Below are 16,742 nucleotides of genomic sequence, written 5' to 3'. Positions count from 1 at the left end.
TTTAGGTGCAGGAATTGTGACAGTTCAGCCATAAAGCATCATTTTGTTGCAGTTTGGCCGAAATCTGAACTGTATCAAAATTTCCTGCCGTGCCCGAATGCTCCCTGTGCCAGACAGGTACCGGCTGCAAATGCCGCTCCGTTTTCCATTGCCGTTCTTAACTTCTTCCTATAAGGTTCCCCGTCTTTGTCCGGCTTAGCGCCGTCCTCTTTTTGCCCGCGCCCGTCCTCGTTTATCATGGAAAGCAGAAATGCCGTTGCAAAGGAGTCCCCTGCGCCCAGCGTATCCACCGCCTCCACCAGATGGGACGGCTGGCTGTAGAATTCTTTGCCGTCATAAACGAGCGCTCCCCGGCTGCCCATTGTCGCCACGATAAACCGGCACCCCTTTTCATACATATCAAGACAGATGCGCCTGCCCTCTTCCTCTGTCACGGAACCGCAGGATAAAAATACATAAGTGGCATAGGGCGCCACCTTTGACACCAGACTCCCGTTTACCCACTGTCCGGAAAAATCATAGGAAAGGGGAACCCCTGCCCCATGGATTTTCTCAAGCTGGCTGTCCATATAGCTGTTGTTGCTGGTATGCACCAGAGCAAATGTCTTTATATATTTAAGGTCCTCCTCCGTAAGTTCCAGAGGATGTTTCTTGGTAACTCCCCCTTTATTGCTTCCAAGAAAAACACGGTCCCCGTCCACCAGGGTCACCCTGGCGCAGCCGTTTTCACCCTCATACTGCCTGCACCTGCCATGCTCGATTCCCAGTTCGTCCAGCGTGCTTATCACGTGGTCTGCGGCCTCATCCGTTCCGAATACCCCCATATAAGAGGCATCCGCGCCCAGCATTTTGGCGTAGACGGAAAAATTCAGCGCCTGGCCTCCCGGAAACATGGTCTTTAAATGTTCATATTTATCGCATACATTGTCACCAATACCTATTACTCTCAATCTGTTCTGCCTCCGCATGCCCCATTACCCGTGCGGCGGTGTAGCGGCGCCGCATCATTCAGGTTTCTGTCATCCGTATCCATAATTGCTGTGTCATTATATATCATTACAATATGTTTATATCTTTTACTCCGGGGCAGTTTCTGTACTGCCCCGGATAAAACTTAATTTTATGATGGGCGGTGTTTTTCCCGCGCCGGTTTCTTATTCCTCTACGTAAGTATCCTGTAATGTAAGGCCGGAAAGGTAGGTAAGGATGCCGTCCAGGTTCTGGAATCCGTGAACGTTCTTGGCTGTTGCGAATACCTGCTCCCTGAAGTTGATGAATACGAATGGTGAAAGCTCCAGCGCCCTCTCCCTGAACTGATCGTAGATTTCTGCTCTTTCTTTTTCATCCAGAGTAGTTCTGCCCTTTGCAAGAAGCTCATCGATCTTGTCGTCGGCAAATCCCGGGCAGCTGTTCATCCGCACATCTCCGCTCTCATAGTAGTTGGTCGCCCAGTCCATATCCACGATATTTCCCGTTGTTCCCGATACCATCATGTCGTAGTCACCCACGTTGGAACGCTCGATACGCGTTGCCCAGTCCGGAAGCTCCAGTTCCACCTTGATACCGATTTCGGCGAGGCTGGACTGTACGCATACTGCGGTCTGCTCGTGCATTGCGTAGGTGGAGGAGGATAAGAGCTTGCAGGAGAAACCGTCCGGATAACCTGCTTCCGCCAGAAGCTCTTTTGCCTTTTCAACGTCATAGGAGAAATAGTTGTCATATTTGCCGTCATAGCCGTTCTGGCCTACGATGGTCGGGAAACCAAAGATTGGCTCGCCGCGTCCCATAAATGCCGCGTTAATTACATCGTCTCTTTTAATTGCGTAGGAAATGGCCTGTCTCACCTTCGGATCGGCCAGCGGGCTGCCTTCGGTACAGTTAATCTGCAGGCACATGAACGGTGCAACCGACACGTCCACATTGGCGTCACCGGCGCCCTCAAATGCGATAACCTCCTTGGACGGAACGTAGTCGATGATGTCCACTTCGCCCGTGCGGAGCGCATTGGCCCTCGTTGTCTCGTCTGTGTAGAAGAAGAAATCAATGTTTGGAGTCTGTACCGGTGTTCCGTACCAGCCGTCATATGCACTGACGCTGATAGAGAGGCCGTTCTCCCATCCGCCGAATGTATAAGGTCCGCATCCCATGGCTGCCGTGCTTAAATCGTTGTTGTTCGCCTCGCAGAATGCCTTTGAAACCACTGCTGCTTCGGGCAGGCAGAGGTACTCCAGGAAAGGCGCGCAGGGCTGTTTCAGGACAATTTCCACCGTCTTTTCATCCGGTGCATTTACGTGGTCCACTACCGAGCGGAAATCGCTTCCGAATGTGGCCGCCACGGATTCGTCCATGACACGCTCTACGGAAAACTTCACGTCCTCAGCCGTAACTGGTGAACCGTCATGGAAAGTGGCATCCTTTAATATAAAGGTATAGGTCAGCCCGTCATCCGATACGGTATAGGAATCCGCCACATCCGGGGCGATTCCGGAATCTGCCGTATAAGTCATAAGTCCGCGGTAAATCTGCTGTTTAATCAGCCTTGTCGCCTGTCCCGACTGAAGATGGGGATCCAGGGTGGCCGGCTCGGCGCTGATTCCCACGTTTAAGGTATCGCGTTTGTTACCCGTTTCGGCGCCCGCCGCTTCTTCGCTTCCCGCTGCCGTGCCTCCTTCCACCTTTGCCGCAGGCTGTGTGTCCCCGCCTGTCTGTGAACTGCCGCAGGCCGTCAGCATTACGGATGCCGCCAGGGCGGCCGCCAATGTAAGCGCTACTTTTTTCAAACCTCTTTTTTTCATGAAATTTCCTCCTTTTTTATTGTTAACGGTACCCGGCGCTGTATTTTCTCTGTCACCCGGCGCCAGCCATTAAAAACTGTTGTTAAGCTTCGGATCCAGAATATCTCTTATGGCATCGCCCATCAGGTTCACCGCCAGAATTGTCAGGCACAGACAGAGCGCAGGCCAGAACAGATACATGACATTGACATTCAGATAGCCCCTTGCCGAACCGATCATCTGGCCCCAGGACGGTGTGGGCGGCAGAACGCCCAGTCCCAGAAAGCTGAGTCCAGATTCCAGAAGTATCGCATTGGAAATCGTCGTGCTCACCTGGACAATCAGAACCGATATAATGTTTGGGAAAATTGCCTTTCTCATAATGGCCGCCGGTGTGGCTCCAATGGATAAATCACTCTCCACATACTCCATTTTTCTGACCTGGAGCGTGGAAGAGTAGGCAATACGTGAAAAGTGCGGTATGTACAGAATCCCGATTACAAACATCAGATTGATGACTCCGGCTCCCCACAGGCCCGCGATAATCATGGCCAGCAGGATGGGCGGGAAACAGAGGATAATGTCAATTCCCCTCATAATGACCGTTCCGATTTTGCCCTCCAGGTAACCGGCCGCGACTCCCAGGACGGTTCCTCCGGCAAAGGCGATGGCCGTTCCCCCGAGCGCCACCATCATGGACGGCCTGATTCCCAGTATCAGACGGGTCAGGATACACCGTCCGTATTCATCGGTTCCCAGCGGATATTTAACCGATGAATTCTGCAGCATGTTCACCGTATCCAGCGCGTAGGGATCATTGGGTATCAGGAAATTGCCGAATATCATAACAACAATCAGAGGGACCAGAATAATAAAGCCAACAACAAATTTTTTATTGCTGAAACATTTCTTAAGCATTGTATCCCTCCTATCTGACTCTTGGGTCAAGAATTCCGTATATTATGTCGACCATCATATTTGTAAATATGTAAACTACGGAGATCAGCAGTACACACCCCTGAATCAGGGGATAATCACGGTGGTTAATGGCCTTTACAAGAAGGGACGCCACCCCCGGCCAGTTAAACACGGTCTCACAGAGCACAGTTCCGCCGATCAGGTTACCCAATTGGAGCCCGATAATTGTGATAACGGGAATCATTGCATTCCTGATTACATGTTTTCTGATTACCTTTCCATTTGAAAGTCCCTTGGCCCGCAGCGGCCTGACAGATTCCGCGGCCATTGCGTCCAGCATGGAGGAACGTGTTGTCCTCATGATGGAAGCGGCGACTCCCAGGGCCAGCGTAATGGCCGGAAGTATGATTTTCTGTATATGCAGGCCCGGATTCTTTGAAAATGCGGTAAATCCGCTGGCAGGCAGTTTCGCAATCGGAAGGTTGAAAATATTCAGGGCGAAAATTACCACAAGCAGATATCCCAGAACATAAACCGGTACTGATGTACCCACCGACGCCATCGTCGTCAGCGCCAGATCCGAGAATTTTCCTCTCCGCACTGCGGCAATGATTCCAAATGGAATTCCGACCAGACAGGCCAGCACAAGCGATACAAAGGCCAGTTCCAGTGTTCTCGGAAAACGTGAAGCAATAGCCTGTACGACAGGAATTTTCTCTGAATATGATTTTCCCAGGTCAAGGCGGATAATTCCTTTTAAATAATTGGCGTACTGAACCAGGATTGGCTGATCCAGCCCCAGTTCCGTACGGATTTTTTCAACGGTGACCGGATCCGGGTTGCTGTCCACTCCCAGCATCGTCAGAACGGGATCGCCGGGCATCATATGTACAAATGCAAACACCAGCGTGGTCACGATGAACAGTAAAAGCGCCGATATGGCCAGTCTTTTTGCTATAAATTTAAACATGAGCGCCGCCCCCTTTCCCGGCCAGGAAACAGGCTGCATAGTGTCCCGGCTTTACCTGCGCAAGCTCCGGCCGTTCCGTCCGGCACCGCTCCTCCACGAAGGGACATCGGGTACAGAACCGGCAGCCCTCCGGTGGGTTTACCGGACTTGGAATATCCCCGTTTAATATGATTCTTTCTTTTTTCTGTGTTGTCTTTGCTTCGGGAATGGCCGAGAGCAGGGCTTTTGTATAGGGATGGGCGGCATTTTCATAAATCTCATCGCTGTCCGCCAGTTCCACTATCACCCCAAGATACATGACGGCAATTCTGTCCGCCATGAATTTTACGACGGATAAATTATGTGAAATGAACAAATACGTAAGTTCAAATTCTTTTTGAAGATCCTTTAAAAGGTTTAAAACTTGCGACTGGATTGATACATCCAAAGCGGAGACGGGTTCGTCACAGATAATCAGTTCCGGATTGCCGGCCAGCGCCCTCGCAATCCCGATCCTCTGTCTCTGTCCTCCTGAAAATTCATGGGGGTAGCGGTTCAGCCATTCCCTGTTAAGCCCCACCATATCCATCAGCCTGAGAACCTCATTTTCAATCTCACCGTCCGGCACCGCATGATGAATTTTCAGCGGCGCGCCGATAATGTCCTTCACCCTCTCCCTGGGATTTAGGGAACCGTACGGCTTCTGGAAAATCATTCTCATCTTCCGCCGTATCTTTTCCATCTTCCTGCCCTTTAAGCCTGTTATATCTTCTCCGTTAAACGTGATCGTTCCCCCATCGGCGGGAACCAGATTCAGAATCGTCCTGGACAGGGTGCTCTTTCCGCATCCCGACTCTCCTACCAGACCGAACGTCTCCCCCTTTTTTATCTCAAAACAGACGTCGTCCACTGCATGGACCGTGCCTTTGCCCCCGGAGAACATCTTGGCCTTGACGGGAAAATACTTTTTCAGGTGGTCGATTTTCAGAATTACATCACTCATGGGCCAGACCTCCCTTCGCAATTTCCTCCGCCCTGTGGCATCTGACAAAATGTTTCTCATTAAGCTCTATAAACGGCGGTTCTTTCTCCCTGCACTCATCGAGCGCCAGAGGACACCGCGTACAGAAACGGCAGCCCGGAGGGAAGTTCCTGATGTCGGGCACCATTCCCTGAATGCTGTAGAGCCGCTCCTCCTTTTTATCAAGCTGGGGAATCGAACGGATCAGGCCATGGGTGTAAGGATGGCAGGGCGAATTGAAAATCACCTCTTTCGGCGCAATCTCCATGGATTTCCCCGCATACATCACCACAATATCATCCGCCACATCGGCTACCACTCCCAGGTCGTGAGTAATGAGGACGATCCCCATATCGTATTCCTTCTGGATTTTTTTGAGCAGTTCCATAATCTGGGCCTGCACCGTCACGTCGAGGGCCGTCGTAGGTTCATCGGCAAACAGCAGTTTCGGATTGCAGCTGAGGGCAACCGCTATCATAACCCTCTGGCACATGCCGCCTGACAGCTCAAACGGATAGGAACGGTACACACGCTCCGGATTTGGAATCCCCACGTCCTCCAGCAGAGCGAGCGCCCTCTTCTTCGCCTCGTCTTTTGATATTTTTCTATGTGTCAGGATCGCTTCGATAATCTGATCGCCGACCGTGTAAATCTGATCTAACGACATGACAGGATCCTGAAAAATCATGGCCATCTCATTACCCCTGAGATTCTGCATTTCTTTTTCACTCAATTCCAGAATGTTTTTCCCGTCAAACAGAATTTCACCTTCCGCCACCCTCCCCTGATTTGGGAGTAATCCCAGCACGGAGAGGGACGCCATCGTCTTTCCGCTTCCGCTTTCCCCTACTATCCCAAGAGTCTTTCCCCGCTCTACCGAAAAAGTAAGACCCTCTACTGCGGCAAATGATGATCTCTTATTCTGAAACACCATTTTAAGATTATTAACTTTCAGTAAAACTTCTCCCATCCGCTCTCACTCTCTTCTTTTTTACTCTGCACCGTTCCGGTGCCGTCTTTCTGCTCCCCGGCTGCCGTTTCCATTGATCCACGTTCTCACCGCAGCTTCACCCCGATTGCGTATAATATTTTGCAAGTTATTATGTATCATTATATGATATGTTGTCTCAAAACGATAACCTGCGCGCTCTGCGCACAGGTCGCTGTCCCCAACAACGAAAACCTGCTTTTCAAACTTTCTATTGTCGGTCGCTCGTCCGGTAAACGGACTCTATGCCGCCCCTGTCTGCTCCGGCCTTCCAGCGGCCGTTTCCATCTAGCTCATTATATAACATTACAGAATGTTATTCTCTATTGAAAATAGTATCATTTTGTAAAATTCTTGTCAAGATATTTGAAAACTTTTTATCACTATCTTCTCAGGATGAAAACAACCTTTTTTTATTCTAGTCTATTTCACAAATACATTTTATTTTGTTAGATTTCTGACAATAAATGATATTGGAATAGCCGCCTTTATTCTCAAATCATAATGATTCGTCCCAAGTTTTCCATTTATCCCTTGATAAATGGAGGGTCAGGTTCCTCCGCGAGTCGCGTAAAGGTCCATCTGTTTCGTTAAAAAAAACACAACTTGTCAGCACCGGGACTCCATCGTCATACTGGACATGGGAATGCCACGATTACCGTCCCGAAATGTACACTGTCCTGAACGGGATGATGCCTGCCCAGGAAAAAACACTCCTCACCCAGAAAGAATTTACGGAAGAAATGAAAAAAGCCAAAGTCATCGTGCGTACGGATGACTTTGGCTCCTGCTGCAATATTACATTTTATTCGGCCATCTTCTTCGCCTCTGCCAGAGCCTCATCAATACAACCGAAGAAATTATCTTCCCCGGCTTCCTGGCAGAAACCGGCTTTCCTCATTACCCTCATCGGCTGCTCATTGACGTGTGACAGCATCAGTCTGATTCCCTTCTCCCGGCATACCCGGTTTAATTTTCTCAAACTGTTCAGCGCCGTAATATCCATGGCCGGGACACTCCTCATTCTCAGAATCATGACTTTCTTTTCCTCGCAAAACGGCACTTCCAGAATCTTGTCCGCAGCAGCAAAAAACATCGGCCCTGTAATCTCAAATACCATTGTGTGGCCGGGAACCGGCTTCAAATCCCTGGTGTCTTTTCCTTCTTCATACTCATCCAGGTAGGTCCATTCCTGTACGTCGGCGACATCGGCCATCCTGCTCAGGAAAAGAAGGGATGCCAGTATCAGGCCGACCGCAATGGCAACCACTAGGTCAAACACCACCGTGAGAAAGAATGTCAGGACCAGCACCACCACATCGCTCTTCGGCGAGGTCTTCGCAATCTCTAAAAAGGTGCGCCAGCCGCTCATATTATAGGCCACCATGAACAGGATTGCCGCAATAGCAGGCATTGGGATCAGCGCAGCATACGGCATGAGAAGAAGCAGCGTCAAAAGCAGGACTACCGCATGTACCATACCCGCGACAGGGGAACTTCCCCCGTTTTTAATATTGGCCGCCGTCCTTGCAATGGCGCCCGTCGCCGGAATACCCCCAAAGAGGGCGGAACCGATATTTCCCAGACCCTGTGCAACAAGTTCCATGTTAGAGTTATGTTTGCTGCCGATCATGCCGTCCGCCACCACACAGGATAGCAGAGATTCAATCGCAGCCAGAATTGCGATGGTAAATGCATCCGGAAGAACGGTTTTCACAGTTCCATATGTAACCTCAGGAAGGCGGAAGGCCGGAAAGGAGGAGGAAATCGTATAGAGATCCCCAATCGTATTGACCTTAAGCGCCATCGCCTTTACAAGGACTGCCGATACAAGCACCGCTATCAGGGACGGCGGCACTTTCTTATTGAATCTCGGCCACACAATCAGTATAGCGAGGGCAATCAGCCCCACTCCAAGCGCCTGCAGATTTGCAGTGCCAATGCAGGTAATTACCTGCTCCAGTTTCTCCATAGTCTCCAGCGGCGTCTTTTCAAAGGTCAGCCCCAGAAAATCTTTAATCTGCCCTACCACGATGGTCACTGCGATACCCGCCGTGAATCCGGTCGTGATCGTGAAGGGAATAAACTTAATCATGCTGCCCAGCCGGAGAAGTCCCATGGCAACCAGAAGAATACCGGCAATCACAGTTGCGATAATCAAACCGTCCATACCGTTGCGGGCCACGATTCCTGCTACGATTGATGCAAACGCGGCCGTCGGTCCGGCAATCTGTACCTTGCTGCCGCCGAAGAATGATATGATGAATCCTGCGATAATCGCCGTATAAAGTCCCTGTTCCGGCGTGACACCCGAGGCCAGCGCCAGGGCAATAGAAAGCGGCAGCGCAATAATCGCAACGATAACGCCTGCCGTCAGATCCCCGGCGAACTGTTTGCCGGAATAGCCTTTGATGGATAAAAAGAATTGTGGTTTCAGCTCTTTCATAATCAGTAAAACACCCCTTAAATAGTAATTCTCCGCAGAACCGTTAAAATCCTGCAAAGATATATCCATCTTACACTCTCTTTCCATGCGGATACAAGTTCTTTTTTAAGTACTTTGTTTATTGTATACATATTTTACATGTACTTTACATTTGCTGCCATAAAAGAGCTTAAAAAGGCCGGATATAAAGCGCTTTCCTACGATATTAAAAAACCTGTACAGGCAATGACTGCCCATACAGGTTTCCTATTTTTATTTCTTCTTTTATTTTGTACCGCCCGCATTACTGTGCTGCTGGCATTTCCACTTCCGTGTATCCTTCCGTATCAGGCAGCTCCACTGTAACTTCCTGTCCCGGATTGTTTACTTTACCGGTCAGATCCATTACCATAGTAACGGCTTCCCCCTGAAGATCCATGTCCACGGTCATCTTCATAGTCATGTCAGTATAGTATCCGTCTTTGTTAACCGTATAGGTTCCGCTGGCTTCCTTGAATGACATCTGTGTGTCGCCCATAGCGCCCATTCCGCTCATGCTGCCCATAACGTCGGTTAAGTATTCGTTCATCTTCTCAGGATCTGCGGTAAATGTCAGGATGGTGTTGTCTCCCTCTTTCGCCATTGTAAGATCCTTAAGCTGATCGGACTGAAGATTTGTGCTCTCCGTGCTCTGTTTTACGGATTCCATAAGAGCTGTCAGATCCATTGGATATTTAATCTTCTGGCCCATGCTGTCCATGTAGTAGTAACCGTCTTTATAAAAGATAGTTGCATCCAGGGTCTGGCCCATCAGTGATGTCTTTGTTTCAGCCAGGTACTGCATGGTATCCTTGCTGATATCACTCATCTTCATATTCATATCCACGGTTACGTCGATATTCTCTTCTCCCTGCGTCATAGTCATCTTCATTGTTGTATCCATATCCATGGAAGTCAGTTCTGAATTCTTTTTAACTGCTGTGTCAAAAACCTCTTTCGGGTCTGCTTTCTTTGCGCAGGCTGTCATGGAAAATACCATCATGGCAGACAGAATCACTGCTGCTGTTCTAATCATTTTTTTCATAGTGTTACTCCTTTTTCCTCTCTCTTTATACTTCTTACCGTAATACTGAATTGTTTACCAAAAAGTATAATAGAAGTATAACATTTATTTATGTGGCGGACAATTGTCTATATTTACCATTTAATTAATATTTTGCGTCATTTTTATTACAATATTGTCTTTATAAGAGATTCTTTCCAGTAAAACTGTCTCTGAGTGAAGGACACCGGCAGAAAGGATGACAGCTCCCTCTTTGTCGCCTTGAATTATTTTTTCACTTCAGTTATCATAAAATACAGAAACCATCTTACAAACCGATTTAAAGGAGTCTGATTATGCCTTTTGTTTCACTGATTATTCCCGTATACAATGCGGAAAAATACCTTCGCCGATGCCTGGACAGCGTAATGCGGCAGACCTTTCAGGATATGGAAATCATCCTGGTCAATGACGGAAGCGATGATACCAGCCTGGACATCTGCCGGGAATACGGGGAACTGGACAGCCGGTTCCGGATTATCGACAAAGAGAATACCGGTGTATCGGACAGCCGCAACCAGGCCATATCGGCCGCCGTCGGGACCTATCTTCAATTCATGGACAGCGATGACTGGCTGACTCCGGATGCAACGGAAAGCTTTGTCCATGCGGCAAAAAAATTCGACTGTGATCTGGTTATTGCGGATTTCTACCGCGTAGATAAAGCCGTATTTACTGAAAAGCAGCATATCCGGGAGCGGGGCCTGTTAAGCCGGGAGATGTATGCGGAATATATGATGCAGGACCCTGCGGATTTCTATTACGGCGTGCTCTGGAACAAACTGTACCGGCGCAGCATTATAGAGACACACCGCCTGAAAATGGAGGAAAAGCTCCAGTGGTGTGAAGATTTTCTTTTTAACCTCAGCTTTATCCGGTACGCCGAGCGCTTTACCGCAATCCAGACGCCGATATACTACTACATGAAGCGGAAAGGGAGCCTTGTCAGCACAGACTGGAAAAAAGCCAATGCACTGCTGCTCAAATTCTATCTGCTGAAAGTCTATAAAGAACTGTATCAGAGCATGAACCTGTATGAGGAAAATAAACTGCGCATCAATGCATTTGTAGTTGCCTTCGCCAAAGACGGCGGCGTGGCGGTCCCCCTGAGCCGGCGCAGGCAGAGGCTGGACGAGGAAATCTATATTGAAGACGAACTTCCTCCCGGCTATGTCCGGGTATCCCACCCCTTCGAACCGGTATATGATGAAAACTCCCGTATTTTAATCCTCGGCAGCTTTCCATCCGTCAAATCCAGGGAAACGAATTTTTACTACGGACGCCCCCAGAACCGCTTCTGGAGACTGATTGCCCGCCTGACCGAAGAACCGGTTCCCGAAACTATCGAAGAGAAAAAAGCTTTGCTGCTGCGCCATGGAATCGCAGTATGGGATGTGGTCGCCGTCTGCGATATCAAGGGGTCCAGCGACAAGAGCATCCGCAATATCATTCCGACCGATATCAACCGGATCCTGCGCTCGGCAAACATTGAAAAAATCATAGCCAACGGCGACTCCGCGTTTCATCTTTACCGTAAATACTGCCAGGAACAGACCGGAAGAGAGGCGGTAAAATGCCCCTCCACCAGCCCGGCTAATGCACTGTTTACACTGGAACGGCTGAAGGAAGAATGGGAGAAGGCGCTTAAGTAACAGCAAAGCCGAAATTGATTCTTTTTAAGAAAAATACAAAAGGCCGGTTTCCGGGGAGCTTTGTGATACACTCCCGGAGAACGGCCTTTGAACTACACCATATCCGATTTATGTCCGTTACATTTGGAACATAGAACTTGAAGATTTGATACAATTGTCTTACCGCCTTTAGAAACCGGTATAATATGGTCTATATGTAATCCAACTTCATCCGGCATATATTTTCCACATAGTTTACAAGTATAATTATCTCTTGTCATAATCTTTTTTCTAAGTTCTTTTGTCATAAGTTTTCTTTGATTTTTGCTATGGTATTCCCTAAGTGTGCATTCTGAATTAATCTCTTTGAGCTGCTCATTACGATTCTTGATATAAAGATAGCTGCATGAAAATTGGCTGTCAACTGAATCAACCTTATAAGAAGACTTAATATAATTTCTCTGTCTGTACCGTGTCTGTTGACGGGTCAGTACAAACTGAAATGCATTATCGTCATTTAAAATTTTATGATATTGTTTCGTGCGGAAATTTTTCAATACACCTTTTTCAAGTTTTTTCTGACAATCCTCTTTCCAATTTTGTACTTTCTCATTGTGTTGCTCAATCAAATAAAAATTTCCTTCATTTAAAAATTTGTCAAGCAAGTCTTCTTTTTGAGGTTTTCTTTTTCCAGAAACGTCAAAATAGTGTACAAAATAAGGATATTTATACGGCGACTTTAAAATAAAAAATAAAAGTATTCCAGCAATTATCATTCCTATGTAGATAGTCATAATATCCGGATTATCTCCTTCCCCGCTTCTGTTCTTGTATTCCTCACTTAACCTTGACCGTTTCGTGATTTTATCCCCAAAAGCTGTCTACAGCATTTCAAAAACGTAAAAGGCTGAAATCCCCCTGTAAATCAAGGAAATTCCAGCCATTAAAAAGAGCGCGAGACGGGATTCGAACCCGCGACCCTCGCCTTGGCAAGGCGATACTCCACCACTGAGCCACTCGCGCATAAATTGTATGAATTGTTTCTGTTCCCAAGTTTTATAATGACCTGTCAACGAGAAATATTCTATCATAACTTATGCGCTATGGCAAGTGGTTTTTGCAGATTTTTTAATTTTTTTATTTTATTCCTCCTAATGCTCCTCTGTTTTCCTTTTCACTGCCTCCGGATAAAAAAGATTCGGCTGTTTTAAATGATGATACCGTACTTTTTAATCCTGTACTGAAGACTCTGTCTCCTCAGGCCGAGGGCGTCCGCGGTCTTTGTGATATTGTATCCGTAATGCTCCAGCGCCTTCTGTATTATCTGGTGCTCATACGCATCCATAATCCCCTGAAGTTCCACGCCCGGTGTAAAGCCGGAGGCGCCGTCCCCGCCGAATGAAGCGGCGGGCCTTGTCTCACTCCTCTCCTCCCCGAATTTACGCAGGTAGCCCGGCAGATGCTCCCGTTTCAGCACCTCCCCATCCGCCACATTCTGCGCGTAATCCAGCACATGAAACAGCTCTCTGACGTTTCCCGGCCAGGAATAGGCGCGGAACACCTCCATAACCTCCTGGGCAATGCCGGAAAAAGAATGTACATACTGAAATGCCGTGGCATTCAGCCGGTACTCGATCAGCTCCTCCAAATCCTCCTTATGCTCCCTCAGCGGCGGCAGTTCAATCATAACCGTCGACAGCCGATAGAACAAGTCCTTCCGGAACTGGTTTTCCGCAATCGCATGGAAGGGATCCTCATTGCAGGAGGAAACGATACGCACGTCCATCCTGATGTCTTTCTGTCCGCCCACCCTGCGGAATGTATTCTCCTGTATCGCCCTCAGGATCTTGGACTGCATACTCAGGCTCATGGAATTTAGCTCATCCAGGAACAGAGTTCCGCCTTCGGCCTCCTCGAAGTAACCGGCTTTATTCTCACTGCCCGTAAAGCTGCCTTTCTGCGTTCCGAACAGCAGACTCTCAATCAGGGATTCCGGTATAGCCGCGCAGTTCAGCGCAACAAATTTCTTGTCCTTCCGGCCGCTGGCCCTGTGGATACTCTGGGCAAAAATCTCTTTGCCCGTCCCGGTTTCCCCCACCAGAAGTATGGAACTGTTCTGATGCGCCACTTTCCTGGCTATATTTACCGCCTCTTTCAGTTTAGCTCCATGGCCGATAATATGTTCAAAGGAATAACCCGTAAAACGCGTATAGTGGGAATGCTCTTCATAGAGCTTCAGCGCATGGTCGATCTCTCCCATTTTCTTATTATACGTTTTTACAATGTCACTGTTCTGTTCAAATACAACGGAACCTAAAAGCTCCTTCCCCTTTCTGATGGGATAAGCCGTATTTGCCGTGGCAATGGAAATACCGTCGCTGGACTTATAGTGATCCACCCGGTTGATTACCGGAGACTGGGTCCGCAGACATGTCATAATCGTGCTGATATTCTCATCCAGGTTATACATATCCAGCAGATGACGCCCCTCTATCGGAACATCGTTTGGGATGTGTGCAATCTCCCTGCTGGCCTTGTTAAAAAATACAGCACAGGCATTTTTATCATAGATCTGGATTCCCTCCGCAATATGATCCAGCGTTTTCGCAAACAAATAGCCCTGATCATCTCTTTTCTTAAAAAACAGATAGGAATGGCCGTCCGCCGCCTCCAGCTTTTCAAAATTAAAATGATCTTCGTCCCAAAATATCTCGCCTTCTCTCTCATCATCCTTCACGGAAAAAACATTGGATGGCTTTTCTCCCCTCAGAATCCAGTTGGAAAAAAGCAGTTTATACATGCTCTCAGCCTGCGGAGTCCCCCATTCTACGCGAAGCATCACCTGATTTCCGTCCAGCACAAAGTAAAAATCATAAAATTTCATTACTTTCCCCGCTTTCTCCTGTGCAATATTGACATTTTCTGAACAGAGTGTAGCACAAATGAAGATGCTGCGTCAAGATATATGCCAAATCATTATGCAGTACGCCAAATTATTATGCGTTTTTTACTAATATGACTGCCGCCCAGTGCCATCCCAATTAATTTGTAAGGTGCTCTGATGATTTTTGTTTATTTTTTAAATTCTCTCAAAATACTTTTAAATACAGCAAAAATTGTGTAATACTATAATATATTTTTAACTACATTTGCAAAATCCAAAAAAGTTGGCACGGGTTTTGCTTTATATAAAGTCAGAAAAACGGAAAGGAGAGTATGGAGACGCATAAAGCGTACCTCCATACAAACAAAAAACATGAGTGAAAATAATTTAAGTTCTAAGCCGATCCGCTGGAGCGTGTTTATTCCCTGCTTCCTGGTTGTCGGCGGAGCCGCCATCCTCGGCATCGTAAACAATGCCTGGCTGACGGACGTCACCAAAACAATCTTTACATGGTCCCTCGGAAACTTCGGCTGGCTCTATCAGATCGTCGCAATGGTGACACTGGTTCTGGTATCCCTTCTCTGCTTCTCAAAGATCGGTAATATCCGTCTTGGCGGCCCTCAGGCAAAATCGAAATATTCTTTCGGCTCCTGGTTCGCTATGACACTGACAGGCGGCATCGCGACCGGACTGATTACTTACGGCGTTAACGAGGTTCTGATTTATTTTGGAAACGTATACGGAGAGCTGAACGGTTACGGCGTCCAGCCGTACACCAACGAAGCCGCATACTTCTCACTTGGACGCTGCTTCTACAACTGGACGGTAATTCCATATGCCATGTATGCCCTCTCCGGCGTCATTATCGCTTACATGTATTTTAACCGCAAACAGGAATTATCCGTTTCCGCATCTCTTACACCGCTGTTTGGCCAGAAGATTACAAAGGGATTCTGGAAAGCGCTGGTGGACGTTTTATCCGTTCTGGCAATCGCACTCGGTCTGGCTTCCTCACTTGGCGCCGGCCTCGCTTTAATCGGAACGGGACTTTCCGCAGCTTACGGCATTGCTCAGGGCCCGATCGTATGGTTTATCCTGACTGCAATTATCACCGTAACATTTACCGCAGCATCGGTTGCCGGTATCGACAAAGGCATCAAATGGCTGGCCGGTTTAACATCCAAAATTTTCTACGTGCTTTTAATCCTTCTTTTCATTATCGGACCGACCGTTTACATCCTCAATATGGCTAACGTAGGTCTGGGCTACTGGCTGGATCGTTTCTGGACCTGGGGTTTTGACCCATCCACAGTCGGCGGCGACGCACTTGTAACATGGTGGACCATGTACGACTGGGCTATCTGGATTGCTTATGCTCCTCTGATGGGTATCTTCTTCGCTATCATCGCTTACGGAAGAACCATCCGCCAGTTCCTGATTATCAACTGGATTCTGCCTGCATCCTTTGGTTTCGTATGGTTCTCCGTATGGGGAAGCACAGCCCTCAACTGGCAGATCAGCGGCAAGGCAGATATTATCGCCGCCATCAATGAAGGCGGAGCCGTATCCGGTATCTGGGAATTCTTAAAACATGTACCGTTAGGCGCTATCCTGATTCCTGTTATCATCGTTACGCTGATTGCAGCCTTCTCCACAACGGCCGATACCATGTCCACTACAATCGCAGCGCTCTGTACCGAAGGCGCACGCCACGACGAAGAACCTGCACTCTGGCAGAAAGTTGTATGGGGCGTTTCCATCGGTCTCATCGCCTGCATCATGGTTGCCTTTGGCGGCGGTTCACAGGGCGTGGACGGAGTTAAATATCTGGCAGCCTGCGGCGGTTTCGTCGTGCTGGCCATTTTCATCCTTCAGTTAATTGCAAGCATTAAAGTATTCTTCTTTGACCCGCAGACGAAAAAAGATATTGAGGCCTGCGCTGAAAACACGGGCGCCGAAGCAGCCGAGGTAACGGCTGAAGAAGCAAAAGCCTGAGAACACGGCTGAACAGGCTGAACAAAATATCTTATTAACATCAGAAACAAAATAA

At 48.1% G+C, this 16,742-nt stretch carries 12 protein-coding genes and 1 tRNA gene; 2 read left to right on the top strand and 11 right to left on the bottom strand.

The window, feature by feature from the left end; genetic code table 11:
• Positions 1 to 74 precede the first annotated feature (74 nt).
• From EJL91_RS09870 to EJL91_RS09835, 8 genes are all read right to left on the bottom strand, one after another.
• Positions 75 to 950 (bottom strand): fructoselysine 6-kinase, encoded by an 876-nt coding sequence (locus EJL91_RS09870; RefSeq protein ID WP_243125297.1) that lies wholly within the window; start codon positions 948 to 950, stop codon positions 75 to 77.
• 204 nt (positions 951 to 1,154) lie between these two features.
• Positions 1,155 to 2,795, bottom strand: coding sequence for an ABC transporter substrate-binding protein (locus EJL91_RS09865; RefSeq protein WP_125141760.1), 1,641 nt, complete (start codon positions 2,793 to 2,795; stop codon positions 1,155 to 1,157).
• Between the two features lie 69 nt (positions 2,796 to 2,864).
• Positions 2,865 to 3,692 (bottom strand): ABC transporter permease, encoded by an 828-nt coding sequence (locus EJL91_RS09860; protein WP_125141759.1) that lies wholly within the window; start codon positions 3,690 to 3,692, stop codon positions 2,865 to 2,867.
• A 10-nt stretch (positions 3,693 to 3,702) separates the two neighbouring features.
• The gene (locus EJL91_RS09855; RefSeq protein WP_125141758.1) at positions 3,703 to 4,662 is read right to left on the bottom strand and encodes an ABC transporter permease; all 960 of its coding nucleotides are present in this window, start codon (positions 4,660 to 4,662) and stop codon (positions 3,703 to 3,705) included.
• Positions 4,655 to 5,644 carry an ABC transporter ATP-binding protein gene (locus EJL91_RS09850; protein ID WP_125141757.1) on the bottom strand — a complete coding sequence of 330 codons (990 nt, stop codon included), beginning with the start codon at positions 5,642 to 5,644 and terminating at the stop codon, positions 4,655 to 4,657. Before EJL91_RS09850 ends, EJL91_RS09855 begins: the two co-directional genes overlap by 8 nt.
• Complete coding sequence (locus EJL91_RS09845) at positions 5,637 to 6,632, bottom strand: ABC transporter ATP-binding protein (protein WP_125141756.1); 996 nt, start codon at positions 6,630 to 6,632, stop codon at positions 5,637 to 5,639. The genes EJL91_RS09850 and EJL91_RS09845 overlap by 8 nt, the downstream gene beginning before the upstream one ends.
• 823 nt (positions 6,633 to 7,455) lie before the next feature.
• Complete coding sequence (locus EJL91_RS09840) at positions 7,456 to 9,096, bottom strand: SulP family inorganic anion transporter (RefSeq protein ID WP_125142129.1); 1,641 nt, start codon at positions 9,094 to 9,096, stop codon at positions 7,456 to 7,458.
• Between the two features lie 283 nt (positions 9,097 to 9,379).
• A complete protein-coding gene (locus EJL91_RS09835) occupies positions 9,380 to 10,159 on the bottom strand; it encodes a DUF6612 family protein (protein ID WP_125141755.1) in 780 nt (259 codons plus the stop codon).
• Between the two features lie 314 nt (positions 10,160 to 10,473).
• Here EJL91_RS09835 and EJL91_RS25250 point away from each other — a divergent pair, with 314 nt between their 5' ends.
• Complete coding sequence (locus tag EJL91_RS25250; RefSeq protein ID WP_125141754.1) at positions 10,474 to 11,829, top strand: DNA-deoxyinosine glycosylase; 1,356 nt, start codon at positions 10,474 to 10,476, stop codon at positions 11,827 to 11,829.
• 92 nt (positions 11,830 to 11,921) lie between these two features.
• Here EJL91_RS25250 and EJL91_RS09825 read toward each other — a convergent pair whose 3' ends face one another.
• The 3 genes from EJL91_RS09825 to EJL91_RS09815 form a co-directional block, all read right to left on the bottom strand.
• A complete protein-coding gene (locus tag EJL91_RS09825) occupies positions 11,922 to 12,602 on the bottom strand; it encodes an HNH endonuclease (RefSeq protein WP_125141753.1) in 681 nt (226 codons plus the stop codon).
• A 157-nt stretch (positions 12,603 to 12,759) separates the two neighbouring features.
• A tRNA-Gly gene (locus EJL91_RS09820) sits at positions 12,760 to 12,831 on the bottom strand.
• Between the two features lie 184 nt (positions 12,832 to 13,015).
• Positions 13,016 to 14,692: a sigma-54 interaction domain-containing protein gene (locus EJL91_RS09815; protein WP_125141752.1), complete on the bottom strand. Its 1,677-nt coding sequence runs from the start codon at positions 14,690 to 14,692 to the stop codon at positions 13,016 to 13,018.
• A gap of 372 nt (positions 14,693 to 15,064) precedes the next feature.
• Here EJL91_RS09815 and EJL91_RS09810 point away from each other — a divergent pair, with 372 nt between their 5' ends.
• Positions 15,065 to 16,687 (top strand): BCCT family transporter, encoded by a 1,623-nt coding sequence (locus tag EJL91_RS09810; RefSeq protein WP_125141751.1) that lies wholly within the window; start codon positions 15,065 to 15,067, stop codon positions 16,685 to 16,687.
• The last annotated feature ends 55 nt before the right edge of the window (positions 16,688 to 16,742 follow it).

Origin of the sequence: Clostridium transplantifaecale (assembly GCF_900626075.1) — a bacterium.
Taxonomy (GTDB): domain Bacteria; phylum Bacillota; class Clostridia; order Lachnospirales; family Lachnospiraceae; genus Otoolea; species Otoolea transplantifaecalis.
The sequence above is the reverse complement of the archived record's forward strand: the minus strand, read 5'-3'. Positions and strand labels throughout refer to the sequence as shown.

Coding starts and splice junctions, on each gene's coding strand:
- EJL91_RS09815 (WP_125141752.1), bottom strand. CDS start 14,692: ATGAAATTTTATGATTTTTACTTTGTGCTGGACGGAAATCAGGTGATG.
- EJL91_RS09855 (WP_125141758.1), bottom strand. CDS start 4,662: ATGTTTAAATTTATAGCAAAAAGACTGGCCATATCGGCGCTTTTACTG.
- EJL91_RS09825 (WP_125141753.1), bottom strand. CDS start 12,602: ATGACTATCTACATAGGAATGATAATTGCTGGAATACTTTTATTTTTT.
- EJL91_RS09860 (WP_125141759.1), bottom strand. CDS start 3,692: ATGCTTAAGAAATGTTTCAGCAATAAAAAATTTGTTGTTGGCTTTATT.
- EJL91_RS09850 (WP_125141757.1), bottom strand. CDS start 5,644: ATGAGTGATGTAATTCTGAAAATCGACCACCTGAAAAAGTATTTTCCC.
- EJL91_RS09835 (WP_125141755.1), bottom strand. CDS start 10,159: ATGAAAAAAATGATTAGAACAGCAGCAGTGATTCTGTCTGCCATGATG.
- EJL91_RS09840 (WP_125142129.1), bottom strand. CDS start 9,096: ATGAAAGAGCTGAAACCACAATTCTTTTTATCCATCAAAGGCTATTCC.
- EJL91_RS25250 (WP_125141754.1), top strand. CDS start 10,474: ATGCCTTTTGTTTCACTGATTATTCCCGTATACAATGCGGAAAAATAC.
- EJL91_RS09810 (WP_125141751.1), top strand. CDS start 15,065: ATGAGTGAAAATAATTTAAGTTCTAAGCCGATCCGCTGGAGCGTGTTT.
- EJL91_RS09865 (WP_125141760.1), bottom strand. CDS start 2,795: ATGAAAAAAAGAGGTTTGAAAAAAGTAGCGCTTACATTGGCGGCCGCC.
- EJL91_RS09845 (WP_125141756.1), bottom strand. CDS start 6,632: ATGGGAGAAGTTTTACTGAAAGTTAATAATCTTAAAATGGTGTTTCAG.